Source organism: Mycobacterium sp. E735 (genome assembly GCF_001666955.1).
Lineage (GTDB): Bacteria > Actinomycetota > Actinomycetes > Mycobacteriales > Mycobacteriaceae > Mycobacterium.
In genome coordinates this window covers 1-17508 of record NZ_LZIX01000190.1, presented here as the reverse complement: position 1 = coordinate 17508, position 17508 = coordinate 1, and the positions used below count along the sequence as shown (strand labels likewise).

20 protein-coding genes are annotated in these 17508 nt (G+C 69.1%); 8 read left to right on the top strand and 12 right to left on the bottom strand.

Annotated features, from left to right (window positions below):
* Positions 1–16 precede the first annotated feature (16 nt).
* Positions 17–967, top strand: a complete 951-nt coding sequence (locus tag A5704_RS14900) for a GlxA family transcriptional regulator (RefSeq protein WP_067750544.1) — start codon at positions 17–19, stop codon at positions 965–967.
* 9 nt (positions 968–976) lie between these two features.
* A complete protein-coding gene (locus A5704_RS14895; protein WP_369828462.1) occupies positions 977–1723 on the top strand; it encodes a DJ-1/PfpI family protein in 747 nt (248 codons plus the stop codon).
* 48 nt (positions 1724–1771) lie between these two features.
* Here A5704_RS14895 and A5704_RS14890 read toward each other — a convergent pair whose 3' ends face one another.
* Positions 1772–2245, bottom strand: coding sequence for a nuclear transport factor 2 family protein (locus A5704_RS14890; protein WP_067750535.1), 474 nt, complete (start codon positions 2243–2245; stop codon positions 1772–1774).
* A 58-nt stretch (positions 2246–2303) separates the two neighbouring features.
* Here A5704_RS14890 and A5704_RS14885 point away from each other — a divergent pair, with 58 nt between their 5' ends.
* Positions 2304–3074, top strand: coding sequence for an SDR family oxidoreductase (locus A5704_RS14885; protein WP_067889634.1), 771 nt, complete (start codon positions 2304–2306; stop codon positions 3072–3074).
* Between the two features lies 1 nt (position 3075).
* On the opposite strand, the gene A5704_RS14880 is transcribed toward A5704_RS14885, so the two are convergent.
* From A5704_RS14880 to A5704_RS14860, 5 genes are all read right to left on the bottom strand, one after another.
* Complete coding sequence (locus A5704_RS14880) at positions 3076–3849, bottom strand: YqjF family protein (protein WP_067750525.1); 774 nt, start codon at positions 3847–3849, stop codon at positions 3076–3078.
* Positions 3846–4505 carry a hypothetical protein gene (locus A5704_RS14875; protein WP_067889631.1) on the bottom strand — a complete coding sequence of 220 codons (660 nt, stop codon included), beginning with the start codon at positions 4503–4505 and terminating at the stop codon, positions 3846–3848. Before A5704_RS14875 ends, A5704_RS14880 begins: the two co-directional genes overlap by 4 nt.
* A 27-nt stretch (positions 4506–4532) precedes the next feature.
* Positions 4533–5765 (bottom strand): serine hydrolase domain-containing protein, encoded by a 1233-nt coding sequence (locus tag A5704_RS14870; RefSeq protein WP_067750518.1) that lies wholly within the window; start codon positions 5763–5765, stop codon positions 4533–4535.
* Positions 5766–5836: 71 nt separating this feature from the next.
* Positions 5837–7672, bottom strand: coding sequence for a fatty acyl-AMP ligase (locus A5704_RS14865; RefSeq protein ID WP_067780251.1), 1836 nt, complete (start codon positions 7670–7672; stop codon positions 5837–5839).
* A 104-nt stretch (positions 7673–7776) separates the two neighbouring features.
* Positions 7777–8847, bottom strand: coding sequence for a serine hydrolase (locus tag A5704_RS14860; RefSeq protein WP_067780248.1), 1071 nt, complete (start codon positions 8845–8847; stop codon positions 7777–7779).
* Between the two features lie 158 nt (positions 8848–9005).
* Here A5704_RS14860 and A5704_RS14855 point away from each other — a divergent pair, with 158 nt between their 5' ends.
* Positions 9006–9473 carry an SRPBCC family protein gene (locus tag A5704_RS14855; RefSeq protein WP_067780246.1) on the top strand — a complete coding sequence of 156 codons (468 nt, stop codon included), beginning with the start codon at positions 9006–9008 and terminating at the stop codon, positions 9471–9473.
* A gap of 24 nt (positions 9474–9497) precedes the next feature.
* On the opposite strand, the gene A5704_RS14850 is transcribed toward A5704_RS14855, so the two are convergent.
* The 5 genes from A5704_RS14850 to aceA all read right to left on the bottom strand — a co-directional run bounded on the left by A5704_RS14850 (position 9498) and on the right by aceA (position 14723).
* Complete coding sequence (locus A5704_RS14850) at positions 9498–9839, bottom strand: hypothetical protein (RefSeq protein WP_067889628.1); 342 nt, start codon at positions 9837–9839, stop codon at positions 9498–9500.
* A gap of 74 nt (positions 9840–9913) precedes the next feature.
* Entirely contained in the window at positions 9914–11077 is a 1164-nt protein-coding gene (locus A5704_RS14845; RefSeq protein WP_067889625.1) for an LLM class flavin-dependent oxidoreductase, read from the bottom strand.
* Positions 11078–11257: 180 nt separating this feature from the next.
* On the bottom strand, positions 11258–11656 hold the full coding sequence (locus A5704_RS28845; RefSeq protein ID WP_067750496.1) for a hypothetical protein: 399 nt from the start codon (positions 11654–11656) through the stop codon (positions 11258–11260).
* A 158-nt stretch (positions 11657–11814) separates the two neighbouring features.
* Entirely contained in the window at positions 11815–12018 is a 204-nt protein-coding gene (locus A5704_RS14840; RefSeq protein ID WP_067750493.1) for a hypothetical protein, read from the bottom strand.
* Between the two features lie 413 nt (positions 12019–12431).
* Positions 12432–14723 (bottom strand): isocitrate lyase ICL2, encoded by a 2292-nt coding sequence (gene aceA / locus A5704_RS14835; protein WP_067750490.1) that lies wholly within the window; start codon positions 14721–14723, stop codon positions 12432–12434.
* A gap of 323 nt (positions 14724–15046) precedes the next feature.
* Between aceA and A5704_RS14830 the strand changes: the two genes are divergently transcribed.
* The gene (locus A5704_RS14830; protein WP_067889622.1) at positions 15047–15418 is read left to right on the top strand and encodes a hypothetical protein; all 372 of its coding nucleotides are present in this window, start codon (positions 15047–15049) and stop codon (positions 15416–15418) included.
* Here A5704_RS14830 and A5704_RS14825 read toward each other — a convergent pair.
* A complete protein-coding gene (locus A5704_RS14825; RefSeq protein WP_067780859.1) occupies positions 15415–16137 on the bottom strand; it encodes an MBL fold metallo-hydrolase in 723 nt (240 codons plus the stop codon). The genes A5704_RS14830 and A5704_RS14825 overlap by 4 nt on opposite strands.
* A 74-nt stretch (positions 16138–16211) precedes the next feature.
* Between A5704_RS14825 and A5704_RS14820 the strand changes: the two genes are divergently transcribed.
* The 3 genes from A5704_RS14820 to A5704_RS14810 all read left to right on the top strand — a co-directional run.
* Entirely contained in the window at positions 16212–16538 is a 327-nt protein-coding gene (locus tag A5704_RS14820; RefSeq protein ID WP_067750483.1) for a helix-turn-helix transcriptional regulator, read from the top strand.
* The gene (locus A5704_RS14815) at positions 16535–16945 is read left to right on the top strand and encodes an SRPBCC domain-containing protein (RefSeq protein ID WP_067889619.1); all 411 of its coding nucleotides are present in this window, start codon (positions 16535–16537) and stop codon (positions 16943–16945) included. Before A5704_RS14820 ends, A5704_RS14815 begins: the two co-directional genes overlap by 4 nt.
* Positions 16946–16970: 25 nt before the next feature.
* The coding region (locus tag A5704_RS14810; protein ID WP_156737683.1) for an alcohol dehydrogenase catalytic domain-containing protein at positions 16971–17508 on the top strand (538 nt) is incomplete at its 3' end.

The window sequence follows — 17508 nt, the reverse complement described above, 5'->3', positions numbered from 1 at the left end:
CCGAACACTTAGATGCATGACTCGCAAGGTGGTCATCGCCGGTTTTCCCGGCGTACAGGCGCTCGACGTGGTGGGACCGCACGAGGTCTTCACCGGCGCGTCGCTGCTCACCGGGGGCGGGTACGAGGTCGCACTGGCCTCCATCGACGGTCAGGCCGTCACCACCCCGACGGGACTGGCCTTCGTCGCGGCGCCGCTGCCGGACCCGGGCGAACCCGTCGACACGGTGGTGCTGCCCGGCGGCGGCGGTGTCGACGCCGCGCGGTCGGACGCCGAGCTGATCGGCTGGATCAAAGCCGTCGCCGCGACCGCCCGCCGCGTGGTCACGGTCTGCACGGGCGCGTTCCTGGCGGCCGAGGCCGGGCTTCTGGACGGGCAGCGGGTGACCACGCACTGGGCCTTCGCCGGTCGGCTGGCCCGCGAGTTCCCCGCGATCGACGTGGACGCCGATCCGATCTTCGTCCGCAGCTCGGAAACCGTGTGGACCGCAGCGGGTGTCACCGCGGGCATCGACCTGGCGCTCTCGCTGGTAGAGGACGACCATGGCACCGAGGTCGCGCAGACCGTCGCGCGCTGGCTGGTGCTGTATCTGCGCCGTCCCGGCGGGCAGACGCAGTTCGCGGCGCCGGTATGGATGCCGCGGGCCAAACGCAATTCGATCCGCACCGTGCAGGAGGCCATCGAGGCCGAGCCTGGCGGCGAGCACAGCATCGACGAGCTGGCCCGTCGCGCGGCGATGAGCCCCCGGCACTTCACCCGCGTGTTCACCGCCGAGGTCGGCGAGGCGCCCGGCCAGTACGTCGAGCGGATTCGCACCGAAGCCGCGCGCCGGCAGTTGGAGGAGACCGACGACACCGTCGTCGCCATCGCCACCCGCTGCGGGTTCGGCACCGCGGAAACCATGCGGCGCAACTTCCTTCGCCGGGTCGGCATTCCGCCGGACCAATACCGCAAGGCCTTCGCCTGAAAGGAAAGGATGACACCCATGACCCAAATCGCGATCGTGACCTATCCGGGCTTCACCGCGCTCGACATGATCGGCCCGTACGAGGTGCTGCGCAACCTGCCGGACGCCGAAGTGCGGTTCGTCTGGCACGAGGCGGGGCCGATCACCGCCGACTCCGGTGTGCTGGTCATCGGAGCCACCCACTCCCTGGCCGAAACCCCTTCGCCCGACGTGGTTCTCGTGCCGGGTGGTCCGTCGACACCGGTGCATGCGCGCGATGAGGCGTTGCTGGACTGGCTGCGCAGGGCGCACCGAAGCGCTGCGTGGATGACGTCGGTGTGCTCGGGGTCGGTCATCCTGGCGGCCGCCGGCCTCCTCGAGGGCCGCCGCGCGACGTCGCACTGGCTGACCGTCCCGGCGTTGAAGGCGTTCGGTGCGGTGCCAGTGGGCGACGAACGGATCGTGCACCAGGGCAACGTCGTCACGTGTGCGGGAGTGTCGGCGGGACTCGACCTGGCGCTGTGGCTCGCCGCCGAGATCGGCGGCGAGGGCCGCGCCAAGGCGATCCAGCTGGCGATCGAATACGACCCGCAGCCGCCGTTCGACTCCGGCCATCTGTCGAAGGCGTCGGCGACCACCAAGGCGGCGGCCACCGCGCTGCTGTCCCGGGAGAGTGTGAAGCCGGCCAACATGAAGGCCGCCACGATGCTGGCGTGGGAGCAGGCACTGGCGGCCATCCGGTCGCGGCGGCGGGTGCGACAGCCGGTGACGAGTTAGTCCGATGGTGGCGACACGTCCCCCGGCTTCGCGGGGGGCGGGCCGCCACTAGCCTGGCTGGAGGATCTCGTCTGACGCGAGCTGTCCCCCGGCCTGCAGCCAAGCCGTCACCACGCCGGGCGCGTCCCGGTTCGGGTTGTAGATGTCCTCCTCGCTGGAGAACAGGCCGTTTCCGGCGTAGACCAGCCGCGTCCAGTTCGGGAACCAGAACGGCTCACCATTCGGATCCGTCGGGTGGTCGAGCAGGTTCTTGATCATCACCACGACGGCGTCGTTCTCCTCGTCGTAGGCAGTCCAGTCGGACGGAAATCGCATGTGCGGGAACGGCGCCATGACGGCCACGATCCAGTCCCGCACCGCCTCGCGGCCGTGAAACACTCCGTAGTGATGTTCGGTGTAGACGACATCCTCGGTGAAGAGATCGGCGAAGGGTCGCCAGTCGCCCGAGGCGCTGCACCCCTCCACCACCCGCGTGTAGTTCTCGACCGCTTGCTCGATTTCTGCCCTGGTGAATTTGCCCATGGCGGACACACTAGAACTTGTTTCGGTTATAGGTCGCTCGTCTGGATAGGGATCTCGCATGAACGTCTTGAAGTTGTTTGATCTCCGCGGCAAACGGGCGTTGGTGACGGGGGCGTCCAGCGGCATCGGCAAGAAAGTGGCGCAGGCCTATCTGCAGGCCGGCGCCGACGTGGCCATCGCCGCGCGGCGTGCCGACGCTCTGGAACAGGTCGCCCGCGAGATCGCCGCGGACGGCGAGGGCAGGGTGGTGCCCATCCCCTGCGACGTGACCCGGCCAGACCAGGTGACCGCGCTGCTGGACCGGGTGACCGCGGAGCTGGGCGGGATCGACGTCGCCGTCTGCAACGCCGGCATCATCACCGTGACACCGGTGCTGGAGATGTCCCCGGAAGAGTTCGAACGCATCCAAAGCACCAATGTCACAGGCGTTTTCCTCACTGCCCAGGCGGCCGCCAGGGCGATGGTCCGACAGGGTCGGGGCGGCAGCATCATCACCACGGCCTCGATGTCGGGCCACATCATCAACATCCCGCAGCAGGTCGGCCACTACTGCACGTCGAAGGCGGCGGTGATTCACCTGACCAAGGCGATGGCTGTGGAGTTGGCGCCGCACAACATCCGGGTCAACAGCGTCAGCCCGGGCTACATCCTCACCGAGCTCGTGGAGCCGATGACGGAATATCACCGGCTGTGGGAGCCGAAGATTCCGCTCGGGCGGATCGGCCGCCCCGAGGAACTCACCGGCCTCGACGTTTACCTGGCCGGCGAGGCCTCCAGCTACATGACCGGATCCGACCTCGTGATCGACGGCGGGTACACCTGCCCGTAGGTCACGCGACGACGACGCGGCGGCCGAAACGGGTTCGCACACCCGGCGAGAACAGCGCGCGCAAGCGCTCGCCGGCGGGCCGCACCATGCTGGCCGCCACCAGCTCGTCGTCCAGCTCGACGACCTCGGCGGCGCACAACGGCCAGGGTTCGTGCTCGTTAGGTACCCACCAGGTTCGCCCGGCCCAGCGGGTGTGTGCGCCCCACCGGGCGGTGAGCCAGACCTCGAGCGGCGTCGGGTCCACCGGGGCGCCGACGGTGACCTCGACGCGGCTGCGCAGTCCGCGCCGCGGCCATCGGCGCACGCTGTGGTACGTGACGCGGTCGCCGCGCCGGCTTGTCCGCATCCTCGCCCAGGTGTAGGGCACGCCGAGGCCGGCCCGGACGACCGGGACGACCGCCAGCCGCGTCGTTTCCAGCGACCGGAACAGCACCCCGTGCCGGCCGGAGTCGTCGACGGAATAGAGCCGTACGTTGGTCTCCGGGAAGCGGCCGAAGTACGGAAGCGGAAGGGAGGAGCCGACTTTGGTGCTGTCCATGACGAACGGAACCAGCCCGACGTAGGTCATCCCGTCGGCGAAGACGTCGGGGCGGGTGCCGGGCGGATACATCGTTTCGACGGTGGCGGGCCGGACCGGCCAGTGGATGAACGTCAGGTCCCGCCACCGCTGGTCGAACGTGACGGGGCCGCGAAGCGGCGGTGGTGTGACCGCGAATCCCGCGACGGGTTGGCTGCCGCCGGGCTCGGCGACCGGCGGGCCGGGCACCGTGGTCATCCCTCCAGCTCCCCGAAGACCCTGCGTTCGATGCCGGCTTGGGTGGTGGCCGGCAACACGACGAGTCCTTCGAGTTCCTGACGCGCCAACTCGTAGGCGCGCCGGCGTTCCTGCGGTGCCGCGGCGGAGTCCGACGCGACCCGCAGCAGGTTCTGCGCGCGCGCAATTCGCTGCTGGTCGGCGCGGGAGAAGTCGCTGCGCCGCCTGCGCATCGCTTCCGTCTCCGCGGTGTTGAAGGCGGTCACGTAATCCTCGACGGCGGTCCGGTATTGCGCGGCGGCCTCCCGGTCGTCGAGGAGATCTTCGGCTTTGCCGGGGCGCAGGAAATCGGCCCGCAGCTTGGCTTTGTGGAACGCGACCGTCAACGGATCGCGCATGTCGGTCATGAGCGGGAAATCCAGGAGCTTGGCGACGTCGAGTTCATAGTCGAGCCATCGCGTGTCGGTGCGGCTGTGCTCTTCGAGGACGCGGCGCAGCGACCGCCACTGGGCGACGTGGTTGTCGCCGGTGTCCGGTGGCGTCTCCGGCCGCTCGGCGACCGGCGGTGGCTCGGCCCGGCGCCGGTTGGCGCCGAACGAGCGGGCCACGGCGACGGCGGCACCCACCAGGGGCAGCACCACGATCAACAGCTCCGCCAGCCGGATGAGCAAACCCACACGGCCAGGATGCCATCACTGTCGTCGTCACGTCTGCGGTCGCACGCCGAGGACGTCGCGAAACAGCGCCTGGCGCAACGCGAGTTCGCGCGGGTCGCTCCAGAGGTGAAACCCCAGCCGGTTCATCACGTAGGCGAACCCGACGCCGGTGTCCGGGTCGGCGCAGCCGAATGACCCACCGAAGCCCGGAGTTCCGAAAGCCCTGCCCGACGATCCGAATTCGAAGTGGGGCACGGGTTTACAGAAACCGAGGGAATACGCCACGTCGACGTTCATCACCTTGTCGCGAATGCCCCGGCTGGGCGGGAGCGCCGGCGCCGCGAGCGCCTCGACGGTATCCCCGCCCAAGCCGAGTTCGGCGCCCCCGGTGGCCGCGCTGCCGTACATGCGCGCAACCGCCCGGGCGGTGCCGATGCCGTTGGCGGAGGGGATCTCGACCGCCCGAACGTCCTCGCGGTTGTAGTCGCCGTTGAACGGGTTGACGCCGCGAGGCACCGCGATCATGCGGGCCGTCAGTCCGACGGGGTTCAGCGAGGCGCCCACGAACCCGGGCGGCATCACGTTCAGGTGCAGCAGCGATTCGGCGCGCACCCAGTGGTGGACGTGCGCGACCCGCTCGCGGTCGACCGAATCCGGCAGGCCGATGTGGAGGTCGAGCCCGAGCGGCCGGACGATCTCGTCGGCCATGAAACGGCCCAGCGTGCGGCCGGCCGGGTCCGTCCGTCGGATCAGCTCGGATTCGTACCAGCCCAGCGTGATCCCGTGGTAGCCGTGCCGCGAACCAGGTCGCCACGCCGGTGCCTGGGCCGCCAGCATGGGCGAGAGCCTGGCCGGATCGGCTACGTCGGCCAGCGTCGGCTTCGGCTTGAGCGCGCAGACCCCGGCCTGGTGCCCCAGGAGCTGGCGGACGGTCACATCGCCCTTGCCCGCCTGCGCGAACTCCGGCCAGTAGTCGGCGACCTTGGCGTCGTAGGAGATGAGCCCGCGGGAAACCGCGACGGCCACGACCAGGGCGGCAACACCTTTGGTCGTGGAGAACATGTTGACCATGGTGTCGGGCTGCCACGGCTGTTTCGCCAACCCGTTGCGGTAGCCGCCCCACAGGTCGACGACCTTGACCCCGTCGCGGTAGACGGCGACGGCCGCGCCCACCTCCGCGCCGTCGCGGAAACTCGCGCGAAAGGCGTCGGCCACCTTTCCGTAGCCGGCCTCCACGTCGCCGCCGATCAGGTCAGCGGGCACCGCAACCTTGAGAACCATTGTCCTGCCTCCGAAAGGGAGACTAAGTCAGCCGCGGCGGCCGGGGCCGTTTTTCGGGCCGTCCGCCCGGGTCAGTGTGCGCCCAGGCCGCCGCTCAGGTATTGGGCGCGGCAGGCCCGGCGCGCCAGCTTGCCGCTGGTGGTGCGCGGGATGGCGCCGGCGGGCAGGAAACACACGTCGGCGACCGGCAGCCCGTGGCGGCGCGAAACGGCGGCCCGGATCGCCTCGATGGCCGGCTGCGGATCGGCCCTGCTGGTGCCCGTCGCCCGCTCGGCGATGACCACCAGCTGTTGATCGGAGTCTCCGGCCGGGACGGCGAAAGCCGTCACGTATCCGCGCCGGACGATCGGGGAAGCTTCGGCGACGGTCGCCTCGATGTGCTGCGGGTAGTGGTTGCGGCCGGCGACGGTGATCGTGTCGGCGATTCGGCCGGTGACGTACAGCTCGCCGTCGAGATAGGTGCCCAGGTCCCCGGTCCGCAGCCACGCGCCGTCGACGGCGGATCCCGCCGCGTGACTGCCCTCGGCCAACCGGCAGTGCAGCCGACCGCCGAACGCTCGCCGGGTGTCCTCGGGCAGCCCCCAGTAGCCGCGACCGACGTTGTTGCCCTGCACCCAGATTTCGCCGACGTGACCGTCGGGCAGTTCGGTCCCGCCGTCCGGGTCGACGATGACGGCCCACTCGCTGCGGCCCACCTGGCCGCAGGACACCTGCGCGACGGCCTCCGGGGCGTCGGCCGGCACCCGTACCGCGCGGCCGGCGCCCAGCTCCGCGCGGTCGAAATACGCGGCCGTCGCCTCCGCTTCGGGCGCGATGGTCGCGACGAACAGCGTGGCCTCCGCGATGCCGTAGGAAGGCTTGAACGCCGTCGGCGGCAGGCCGTATGGGGCGAACGTCTTGTTGAAGGCGTTGATCGCATCGATGCTGACCGGTTCGGATCCGATGATCAGCACCACGTTGCTCAGGTCGACGGCGTCACCCGGCGCGGGCAGCCCCCGCTGGGCCGTCCATTCGTAGGCGAAGTTCGGCGCCGCGGTGACGGCCCGGCCCGCCTCGGCCGACAGGGCTTTGATCCAGCGCTGCGGCCTGCGCACGAACGCCGCGGGCGACATCAGCGTGGAGTGCCCCCCGTACACCGCGGGGAAGCCGATCATCGACAGTCCCATGTCGTGGTACAGCGGCAGCCAGCTGACACCGTGGGTGTTGCGGTCCAACAGGTCGATCGAAAGGATCATCTGCACGAGGTTGGTGCCCACCGCCCGGTGCGTGATCTCGACGCCGACCGGGGGCCGCGTCGAGCCCGACGTGTATTGCAGATGCGAGACGTCGTCGTGGCGCAGCTCGGTGGGGGTGAACGAGTCCCGCGCCGAGTCGGGTATTTCGTCGATGACGATGACCCGCGGCCGCTGCAGCTGCGGGAGCGTGCCCAGAAATTCCTCGACCGCTCCCCTGGCCGCCGCCGTCGTCAGCACGGCGGTCGGCCGCGAATCGCGCAGGGCCGTGTCCAGACGTTCGGCGTGGCCGGGCAACTCGGGCGCGAACAGTGGCACCGCGATAGTGCCGGCCTTGATCGCCGCGTAGAAGCCCGTCACGTAGTCCAGGCTCTGCGGCGCCAGGACGGCGACCCGTTCGCCAGGGCCGGCGGCTTGCTGGACCCGCGCGCCGATCGCTTCCAGCCGCACGCCGAACTGGTTCCACGTCACCTCTTCGGCCACGCCGTCGGCGGAGCGGTTGTAGTCCAGGAAGCGGTATGCCACCGCGTCACCGACGTTGGCGATGTTGCGGTCGATGAGGGAGATGAGCGTGACGTCCGCCGGGGGCATGATGTTGCCCTCGGCATCCAGGCAGTCCTCGATCTTGAGCATGCCGGGGACACTTGGGGCGTGCTGCCCGGAACCGAACTCCATGGACCCCACTGTAGGCAAGGCGGCGCGGCAACCCGTCGTGCCGCGACCGTGACGATCGGTACGGCGGCGCGCGAAGGGTCTTGTCTGCGAATCGAATCCGTCAGCTACATCCAGAGCTTCGCCAGCGCCTCGGCGAGGGCCTCCGGATCCTGCTTGTCGGTGTTGCAGGTGATGGCCACCGACGTCGCCCGGTCCTTGCTGACCCGGAAAGCCGTGACGAATCCGCCCCACGAACCATCGTGATCGAGTGCGCCGTTGGCCAGCAGGTAGATCCCGGCACCGTAGCGGTCCCCGCCGCCCGGTTCGGTGGGCACGGCTCCGGCCAGTTGGGCACGGAGGAGCGCGGGACCGCCCACGCGGCCGGTGCGGTAGTTGTCCGCCCAGCGGACCAGTTCGCTGGGTGTGGTCTGAATGCCGCCGTCACCGACCTGCCCCCAGCCGGACGCGACCGCGTTGCCCTCCTTGTCGTAGCCGACAGCCTTCCCGGGAATCGGCCCGGTGGGATCGACGACCATGTTCAGCCCGAGGGGGCGAAAGATGTGGCCGGAGAGGAATTCCGCCAACGGTTCGCCCGAAGCACGGTGCACGATCTCGCCGAGCAACAGGTAATTGGAGTTGGAGTATTCGAATCGCGAACCGGGCGGGAACTCGAGCTGGTCGACGCCCGCCAGCGCCCGCAGGGCCTGATCCTCGGTCGTCCGGTCGCCGACCTGGGTGCCCTGCGCCTCGAGCAAGCCGACGTAGTCGGGAATTCCGCTCGTCTGGTGCATCAGCTGCTCGAGGGTGACGGTGTTCGCCCACGCTGGCAGCTCGGGCGCGTGCCGGGAAACGGGGTCGCCCAGCGTCAGCTGACCGGCGGCGACCAGCAGCAGCACCGCTCCGGCGGTGAATTGCTTGGACACCGACGCGATGTCGAACACCGTGTCGGGTGTGATGGCCTCGTGCGTCGAGACGTCCGCCAGGCCGCGCACCCCGGTCCAGACGACTTTGCCCTCGACGCCCGCGGCGGCCGAGCACCCCGGATCGCGTGCGCCGATTGCGTCGTCGAGCACCCGTTGACTGCGGACGTGGGCGTCGGCGCCGCCGGTGGTGGAGGTGGCGCGGACGCCGTCGTGGCCGCCGCCGCAGGCGCCGAGCAACAACGTGACGGCAAACATCAACAACGCCTGCCGCATTCGCCGATTGTAGGCACCACCCGATCGACGGCCGGGTGCTTTCGCCGCGCCGCCGGCGGAGGGGCCGGCGAACCCCGTCCGGCGGGGGCGCTGCGCGGGCGGTAGCCTACGCGCGAACGGCCGCCAGGGTCGGCGTTGGATCTCCCGGGGAGTGGGTCATGTCAGGCAGGACGTATTCGTTCGAGGTCACCCGTACCAGCACCGCGCCCGCGGCGACGCTGTTCCGCCTCGTGACCGACGGCGCGAACTGGTCGAAATGGGCCAAGCCCATCGTCGTCCATTCGAGTTGGGCGCGGCAGGGTGATCCCGCGCCGGGCGGGATCGGGGCGGTCCGCAAGCTCGGGATGTGGCCGGTGCTCGTGCAGGAGGAAACCGTCGAATACGAGCAGGACCGGCGGCATGTCTACAAGCTGATCGCGCCGTCCAACCCGATCAAGGATTACGTCAGCGAGGTGGTCCTCACGCCGAACCCGGCCGGCGGCACCGACATCCGCTGGACCGGCTCGTTCGTCGAGGGAGTCCGTGGCACGGGTCCGGCGATGCGGGCCGCCATGGGCGGCGCGGTCCGGTATTTCGCGCGTCGGCTGGTGGAGACGGCCGAGCGCGAGTCGACCGGCCAGCGCTAGCCGCGCCTGCGTCCACGGCAGGCGCTACGGGTTGTTGGCCTGCTGCTCATCGAGCTGCGCCTGCTGCATGCTCTGTTCGAACTGCTGCTGCGCCTGTTCGTTTTGCTGTTCGGCCTGCTGCATGGACTGCTGCAGCTGCTGCTGAGCGAGCTGCTGCTGCAGCTGGGCTTCGTCGTCGTCGTCATCGGCGGCGAAACCGTTCCCGCCGGAAAGGTCGGGCGGTGCCTGTGGGAATGCCGCCACGTCCGTCGGGCGCGCCGATGCCTGCGCCGCGTCGAACGTGGTGAACAGAGCGACGGCCGCGGCCGCCGCGAAGACGAGCTGCGCGATGTGTCGCCGGGGGTGGTGAGGGGTTCCGGTGGTCATCCCTCAGTTGTGCGCCGAAACCCTAGCTGCCACCTGGGAAGGGGCTGTCGCCGGAGTATGAAGCCTCCGGATCGCTACTTCGAGTCGACCTCGTCCTGGTACTTCTTCGTCATGTGCGCGACCGCATCCAACTGAGATTGCGCGAGGCTGTCCCGGGCCTGTCCGGCGCGCGCGGCGGCGTCCAGGGTCGGCTGCGCCTGGCCCTGGAAATGCGGCATCACTTCGGCGGCGAACAATTCGGCGGACCGTCTGGTGGCGGCGGGGTTGGCCCACTCGTGGCCCATCTGCAGCATGCAGCCGAATCCGCCGGATTGATCCCACAGCCGCTGGACCTGTTCCCGTGCCCGCTCCGGCGTGCCGATCACGCCCGCCCCGTTGTCGTTGATGACGTCGATCATCTCGTCGAGCTGCTCACCGGGCATCGTCATTTGCGGGAAGGCGGCCACCTTCTGGAAGTAGCGGAACCACGGCTCGATGCCGAACTTGACCTCTTCGCGCGCCTGCTTCTCCGTTTCGGCGAGGTGGAACAGGCCGACCAGGCTCCAGTTCTTGCGGTCGACCTGCGTCCCGAATACCGCCGCGCGCTCCTCGACGATGCCCCAGTGATAGGACAGCGCGTTGAAACCCTCGACGGTCAGCGTCGCGCCGATGGACAGCAACCCGATGCCGTGCTTGCCGGCCAGCCGCGCGCCCGTCGGTGACGCGACCGCGGCCACCGACAGCGGGATCCCGCCGTCGGAATACGGGGCGAGCTGCAACTTGGCGTCGAACAGTTGGTGCGTGGCCGTCTTGGCGCTCACGGTTTCGCCCGCGAGCAGGCGGACAACGATGTCGAGGTTCGTTTCGAGCAGCTCGCGCGTGTCGGTCGGGGTGAGTCCGATCATCGACGAGTCGCTGGGCAGGGAGCCCGGCCCCACGCCGCCGATGATCCGGCCGTGGGTGAGGTGATCCAGCAGCATCAGCCGGTCGGCGACCCAGAGCGGGTTGTGGTACGAGAGGGAAATGACGCCGGTGCCAAAGCGAATCCGCTTGGCGCGCTCGGCCGCCGCGGCGATGAAAACCTCTGGCGAGCTGATGATCTCGCTACCCGCCGAATGGTGTTCACCCAGCCACACTTCGTCGAAGCCGAGGGCGTCGAGGCGCTCGATGAAGGCGAGGTCACGCTGCAGCGCAAGCGTCGGATTCGTGCCCGCCCGATGGAACGGCGCGATGAAGTATCCAAACCTGAGCTTCGCCATCGAAGTCCCCTTGCAGCCGAGTAGGCCAGAACCATAACTCGAATGCGGACTCCCGCCTAGGCCGTCACGCCAGAAAGCCAGGTGGGCGAGAGGTTTTCAGCCGGCGGGGCCAGGTGATCCCGGCCCCGCCGACTAGGCGAGCAAGTTCGTGTTGTCGGGGGGTCAGCGCTCAGCGACGTGTCAGTAGCCGCCGCAGACGTTCCCGACGCAACCGCCACCGCCACCCGGGCCGCCGCCGCCACCCCCGACACCGGGGATGCTGCCGCCACCGCCGCCGGGGCCGCCGCCACCCGTCGGACCGCCGGGGACGCCGCCGCCACCGCCGCCCGGGCCGCCGCCACCCGTCGGACCGCCGGGGACGCCGCCGCCACCGCCGCCGGGGCCCCCACCGCCCGTGGGGCCGCCCGTGGTGCCGCCGCCACCTCCCGGGGTGGACGGGGCCACGGTGGACGACGGCGTGGTCGTGGGCGTGGTCGTGGTGCTGTTCGTCCCCTTGTTGCCGCCGCCGCATCCGACCGCGAGCACGAGCATGGCCGCGCCACCGAAGAGCGCGACCGAGTTTCTGGCTGCAGATCTCATCTAAAAGTCCCCAATCCCCACTTGCACCACGGCAACTGGTCCACTTCTCCTTACCCCGGCACACGGCCGGGCAAACGGGTCGCGGCGCGGGGGCTCCAACCCGCGGAGACGCCGATGGCCCATCACCGGGATGGGCCATCGGAGAAAAGGAGTTCGGGTTAGCAGTCGAGACCGGACACGCAGCCCGCCAGGGTGGCCGGGTGGGCACCGGACGCGACCGTCGGTGCCGCCGTGATCCCGGATGTCGCGTGCGTCGCCGCGCCGGCGGTCGGGCTGACGCCGAAACCGCCGAATCCGACCGCCAGGGCCACCGCGGCCATCCCGCCGAACACCGCAACCGCCGTCCTCATCTGCGCCTTCATCAGCCACTCCCTTCCCTTTGTGCGCGTCCGGGGGGTGGCGCGCATCCATTCCCAAATTCTACACCTGTGCAACTGTTGCTCCAGACAGGTTTTTGCCGTCACCCATGCGCGGTGCACCCCGTTGGCCGCCATTAGCGGTAAGGGCTGAGGAAACGGGACTTGGCGTGACGAGACGCTTGCGCGGAACCGGGGCGCGTTAGGAGCCGATGGCCCATCTCGGGCTAATGGACCATCGGCGAGTCAAATCGTATCCGCGGACAACTGTTGCTATGCGGGATTCTGGTTATGCGCCGGTAAGAAACTTTCTTATTCGTAAATTGGATAGTCCGCTCGCGGCATGACGCCAATGCCCCGCTCTGAGCGATGGCGTAGGCAGAACTCGAGCGAACCGCGGTTCGCTCGAGGGCCGCTCCTTAGTCTTCCTTGGTGATCAGCTTCCGTAGCGCCACGCGATCGGGCTTCAGCAACTCCTCGATGCGCGGACGGTTCACCTCGGCGACGATGATCTCGCCGACCTCCTGGTTCACCTCGGTGAAGATGCCGTGGGACTTCATCTTCGACGTTTGATACTGATTGTCCTCGGTCGGCGTCACGTAATACACCGCGTCGGCCTTGAAGCGGTGCACCAGCCATAGGTGAATCAGCGTCATCAACCGCTTCTGGCGCAGCTTTTCGGCGAACGTGTTCTGGTCGCGCACCGTGAGGATGCTGCGGCCGTGCCGATCCTTGATCGGGTCGAACACGACGTTGGCCAGCTGCTCGTCCCCGTTTCCGTGGATCCCCAGCACCAATACGTCCGAGCCGGGCCGGCGCGGCCGCAGCTGCACGCGCAGCTTCTCGCCGAGCTGGTAGTGCTCGCTCCACAGCGCCAGCCACTCCTCCAGCAGCTTCTTGGGCACCTCCGTCTGCACGAGGTGCTGGTGCTGGGTCGAACCCTTGCCCATCGCCTTGGTGGTCGCGGTCCGGCCCGAGGACGCCTGCAGCGCCGCATCGCTGCGCGGCCCGCCGACCAGCGTCTGCGGCGTGCGATACGGCGACTCCACCAGGCGCATCTTGCGCTGCAGGCGAGCCAGCGCCAGCATGCCGTCCTGCCTCAGGGACGCCGCGAACTCCTCGGCGGCGACGCCGTCGATCTGGTGGCCGCCGTAGGTGATGAAGTTGAAGACGAAGCCCATCTTGCCGAGCTCCTCGGGGAAGCGCTTCATCTCCTCATCGGTCATGCCGGTGGTGTCCCAGTTGAACGACGGGGACAGGTTGTAGGCCAGCATCTGCTCGGGGAACTCGGCGTGGATCGCCTCGGCGAACTGCCGGGCGTCGGCGAGATCGGCCGTCTTGGTCTCCATCCAGAGCACGTCGGCGAACGGCGCCGCGGCCAGCGACTTGGCGATCGCATAGGGGATGCCGCCGCGGATCTGGTAGTAGCCCTCCGGCGTCTTCGCCAGCTCGCAGTCCCACGGCGGGTCGACGCCCAGCTGCTTCGCCTTCTCCCGTGCGGCGTAGAGCGACGCGCGCTGCGCGAATTGCCGCCAATCCGCCGGGCTCATGCCCACCGGCTCGTCCTCTTCGCTCTCGCTGAATTCGAGCACCTCCGCGACGGCCTCGCCGTAGGTCATCAGGCCGGCGTCGTCCTCCCAGGCCGCCACGAACCGCGACTCGACCTGGTCGAAGAGGTCGTCGATCGAACCCTGCCCGTCTTCGCGCCGGGCGTTGACGGCCTCGGAGATCAGTCCCTGGATGCCCTGGCGTTCCAGCCACGCGCTGGCCGCGGCGTACTCCGAATCCGCCAGGGCGTAGAGGAGATGGCCGTTGAGTTCCTTGACACCCAGCTCGTAGAAGCGGCGGAGTAGCGCCAGGAAACAGGCCTTGTACGACGGGATGTTGAGGTTGGTGGCGCCGAGCAGGAACGGCTGGTCGCGCTCGTCGGCGCGGCTGTCGATCAGGTTGGCCGCCTCGGCGTCGGTGCGGGCGACGATGATCCCCGGCACCCGCATGACGTCGAGCTGGAAGCGAGCGGCGTTGAGCCGCTTGATCTGTTCGTCGGAGGGCACCAGCACCTTGCCACCCTGGTGGCCGCACTTCTTGGTGCCGGGGCGCTGGTCCTCGATGTGGTAGCCGGCGACGCCCACCTCGACGAAGCGGCGGACGAGGTTGCGCACGTGCGGATCGCCGCCGTGGCCGGTGTCCGCGTCGGCGATGATGAACGGGCGGTAGTCGTAGGCGGGCGTGCTGGCTCGCTGTGCCTCGCTCATGTTGAGCCGTTGGTATTGCTGGTTGCGGTCGGCGGTCAGCAGGGCGCGGACGAGTACCGCGGCGTCGTCGGGCACCTGGCTCAGGGGGTAGCTCGCAAGGTCCGGGCCGGGGTCCTCGGTGGTGGAGCCTTTGGCCGACGTTGCCCAGCCGCCGAGGTAGATGCCCTCGATGCCCATCCGCTTCATCGCCACGGCCTGGCCCGGCGAGTAGGGCCCGAACGTGGTGATGCTCTTCTTGGTGGCGAACAGCTCGCGAAGCCGGTCGTAGAAGGCCGCCGCCGCCTCGCGCGCCACGATGTAGTCGGTGGGGATCGTGCCGCGTTGTTCCACTACCTGGCGGGCCGTGTAGAGACGAGTGATTCCGGCGAACCGCGGGCCGTCCATGTATCGCTGGGTGGCGGCGATGTCGTCTTCGTACGAGGTCCGGACTTCGGTGTCCGAGTCAATGATGGCCATGGCCCTACGCTCCCTGTTCGGCACGATTCCCTTGAACGTGAGTCTATCCCCGGGGGTGAGGGATAAATCAGGGGTCGAAAGACCCGTGCCAAAACTGTTGCCAACTGCCCTACTCCGGCCCGCGCCGGCGCCACGAGGCCGCCGGGCACACAAGATCGTCGGTATCGCCGCAACGGCCCGAACCGGCGCTCGCATTTCGGATTCGATGAGAATCTTTGTGCTGCAATGGTTGTCGATAGCATCCAGCTCTTGCCCTGACTGGCCGGAAGAGTTGAAATACGAAAAACCGGCGAATCCAGCAAACAAGAGGTAGGGTAATCGCCGTGCAGACGGAATTGCGCTATGACCGGTATCTACCGCTTTCGGTTCCCGTCGGAATGGGACCCAAGCGCAGCGAGCTCAGGGTGGATGCCGGCACCCTACACGTCAAGATGGGTTGGGCATTCGACGCTCACGTACCGCTGGCGTCGATCACCCGGGCCGAGCGGGCGGACGACCGGGTCTTCACCTTGGGGGTGCACTATTCGGGTGGACGCTGGCTCGTCAACGGTTCGGGTAAGGGCCTGGTGGCCTTGACGATTGAGCCACCGGTGGAGGCGAAAGCCGTGGGCCGAACGATTTCGCTGCGCGAGTTATGGGTCAGTGTCACCGACCCGGATGCCCTGATCGCCGCCTGCACCGGCCCGCGCGTCTAACCCGGCTCGAGGCCCGCTCGTCGGGCCAGCCAATCCCGCTGGCGGCGGATGAAACCGGCGTCGACGACGCTTCCGTGGCCCGGCACGTAGATGGCTTCGGGTCCGCCCGCCGCGAGTATCCGATCGAGGGTGAACGGCCAGGCGGCCAGATCGGAATCGGCATCGATATCGGGGTCGGCGGACTCCTCGACGAGATCACCGGTGAAGACGACAACCGGGTCGTCTTCGCCGTCGACGCCGGGCGCGATGACGACCAGGTCCGCGGTGGTGTGTCCCCGGCCCAGGTGGGCGATCGTCACGAAGCGGTCGCCCAGGTCGACGACCGCGTCGTGGACGCCGCGCCGCGGTGGCTTCAGCGCCGCGACCGCGCGGTCGACCTCAGCGGCGTCCGCGCCATAACTGACGGCATCCGAACGAAGGCGATCGACGGCGGACGACAAGTATTCGACGACCTCAGGGGCGCAAAGGATTTCAGCTCCGCCGAACGCCGAAGAGCCCAGGACGTGGTCGAAGTGCTTGTGCGTCAACACGACATGCGTGACCGGTCGTCCCGCGAGCTCGCGGACGTCGGCGGCGATCGCGTCGGCTTCGACCAGCGTGGTGCCGGTGTCGACGAGCAGCGCGCCGGTGCGGCCCCGCACCAGGGCGACGGTCACGTCGCAGAACGCCAGCCGGCAGCGCTGCACGCTGGGTGTCAGCCGCTCCCAGGCGAAGTGCATAACCGGGAAGATAGCGGTCACCGCGGCCCGCTGCGGGCGCCCGGGATGGTTGACACGTCGGAAATATCCGACATATATTGCCGGGCGTGGCTGGCACCGACCGCGTCTTCCTCGCGCTGGCCAATCCCGTGCGGCGGGAAGTCCTGGAGATCCTGTCCCGCCAGCCGCTGTCCGCCGGGAAACTCTGCGAGCGGTTCGACCTCAGCCGCCCCGCGGTCGCCGAGCACCTCAAGGTTCTGCGCGACGCCGGGCTGGTGGCCGACGAGCCGCAGGGCCGGCATCGCATCTATCACCTGACCGCGGAACCGTTGGCGCAACTCGGTGAGTGGCTGCATCCGTTCGAGAAGTTCTGGCGAGCACGACTGGCCAAACTCGCCGAGACGGCAGAGGAGTGGGAATGACCGAGACGTCGACGCCCGCGACGATCCGGGTGGATCAGTTCGTGGCGGCCCCGCCTGCGAAGGTCTGGCGCTTGTTGACCGAGCCGGACCTGCTGCGGCTGTGGTGGGCCGAGGGCGACGTGGCCGCGGTGGTCGGCCATCAGTTCACCCTCGACATGCCAGGCTATGGCACGCAGCCATGCAAGGTGCTCGAGGTCGATCCCCCGCGCCGGTTCGTCTACACCTTCACGCCCGCGTGGACGCTCACCTGGCGCCTGGAGCCGGAGGGCGACGGCACCCGGGTGTTCTTGGAGCACAGCGGTTTTGACCTCGACGACAAGAGGATGGCCGAGGCGTTCCGCCGGATGGGGCCCGGCTGGTCCGGCGTCGTGCTGCCCCGCCTCGCCGACGCCGTCAACCGGGCCTGAGCGGCCGGGGAAGAGGAGTTTCACATTGCGCGCAGTCGTCATCACCAAGCGCGGAGATCCATCCGTGCTGCGGGTGCAGCAGCGGCCCGATCCGCCGCCACCGGGCCCGGGCCAGCTGCGGGTCGCGGTGCGTGCGGCGGGGGTCAACTTCGCCGATCACCTCGCCCGCGTGGGCCTTTACCCCGATGCGCCGAAACTTCCGGCGGTGGTCGGTTACGAGGTCGCCGGGACGGTCGAGGCCGTCGGCGAGGGCGTCGATCCCGGCCGCGTGGGCGAACGGGTCCTGGCGGGCACGCGGTTCGGCGGCTACGCCGAGGTCGTCAACGTGGCTGCGAGCGACTCGGTGCCGCTGCCGGCCGCGATGGGCTTCGAACAGGGCGCCGCGGTCCCGGTCAACTACGCGACCGCGTGGGCCGCCCTGCACGGGTACGGCTCGCTGCGCGCCGGCGAACGGGTGCTGGTGCATGCCGCGGCCGGCGGCGTGGGCATCGCGGCCGTCCAGTTCGCGAAGGCCGCCGGGGCCGAGGTGCATGGCACCGCCTCGCCCGCCAAGCATCAGAGGC

Bases quoted from the DNA above. Each gene is read 5' to 3' on its own strand.
- A5704_RS14900 (WP_067750544.1), top strand. From the start codon at position 17: ATGACTCGCAAGGTGGTCATCGCCGGTTTTCCCGGCGTACAGGCGCTC.
- A5704_RS14895 (WP_369828462.1), top strand. From the start codon at position 977: ATGACACCCATGACCCAAATCGCGATCGTGACCTATCCGGGCTTCACC.
- A5704_RS14890 (WP_067750535.1), bottom strand. From the start codon at position 2,245: ATGGGCAAATTCACCAGGGCAGAAATCGAGCAAGCGGTCGAGAACTAC.
- A5704_RS14885 (WP_067889634.1), top strand. From the start codon at position 2,304: ATGAACGTCTTGAAGTTGTTTGATCTCCGCGGCAAACGGGCGTTGGTG.
- A5704_RS14880 (WP_067750525.1), bottom strand. From the start codon at position 3,849: ATGACCACGGTGCCCGGCCCGCCGGTCGCCGAGCCCGGCGGCAGCCAA.
- A5704_RS14870 (WP_067750518.1), bottom strand. From the start codon at position 5,765: ATGGTTCTCAAGGTTGCGGTGCCCGCTGACCTGATCGGCGGCGACGTG.
- A5704_RS14865 (WP_067780251.1), bottom strand. From the start codon at position 7,672: ATGGAGTTCGGTTCCGGGCAGCACGCCCCAAGTGTCCCCGGCATGCTC.
- A5704_RS14860 (WP_067780248.1), bottom strand. From the start codon at position 8,847: ATGCGGCAGGCGTTGTTGATGTTTGCCGTCACGTTGTTGCTCGGCGCC.
- A5704_RS14855 (WP_067780246.1), top strand. From the start codon at position 9,006: ATGTCAGGCAGGACGTATTCGTTCGAGGTCACCCGTACCAGCACCGCG.
- A5704_RS14850 (WP_067889628.1), bottom strand. From the start codon at position 9,839: ATGACCACCGGAACCCCTCACCACCCCCGGCGACACATCGCGCAGCTC.
- A5704_RS14845 (WP_067889625.1), bottom strand. From the start codon at position 11,077: ATGGCGAAGCTCAGGTTTGGATACTTCATCGCGCCGTTCCATCGGGCG.
- A5704_RS28845 (WP_067750496.1), bottom strand. From the start codon at position 11,656: ATGAGATCTGCAGCCAGAAACTCGGTCGCGCTCTTCGGTGGCGCGGCC.
- A5704_RS14840 (WP_067750493.1), bottom strand. From the start codon at position 12,018: ATGAAGGCGCAGATGAGGACGGCGGTTGCGGTGTTCGGCGGGATGGCC.
- aceA (WP_067750490.1), bottom strand. From the start codon at position 14,723: ATGGCCATCATTGACTCGGACACCGAAGTCCGGACCTCGTACGAAGAC.
- A5704_RS14825 (WP_067780859.1), bottom strand. From the start codon at position 16,137: ATGCACTTCGCCTGGGAGCGGCTGACACCCAGCGTGCAGCGCTGCCGG.
- A5704_RS14815 (WP_067889619.1), top strand. From the start codon at position 16,535: ATGACCGAGACGTCGACGCCCGCGACGATCCGGGTGGATCAGTTCGTG.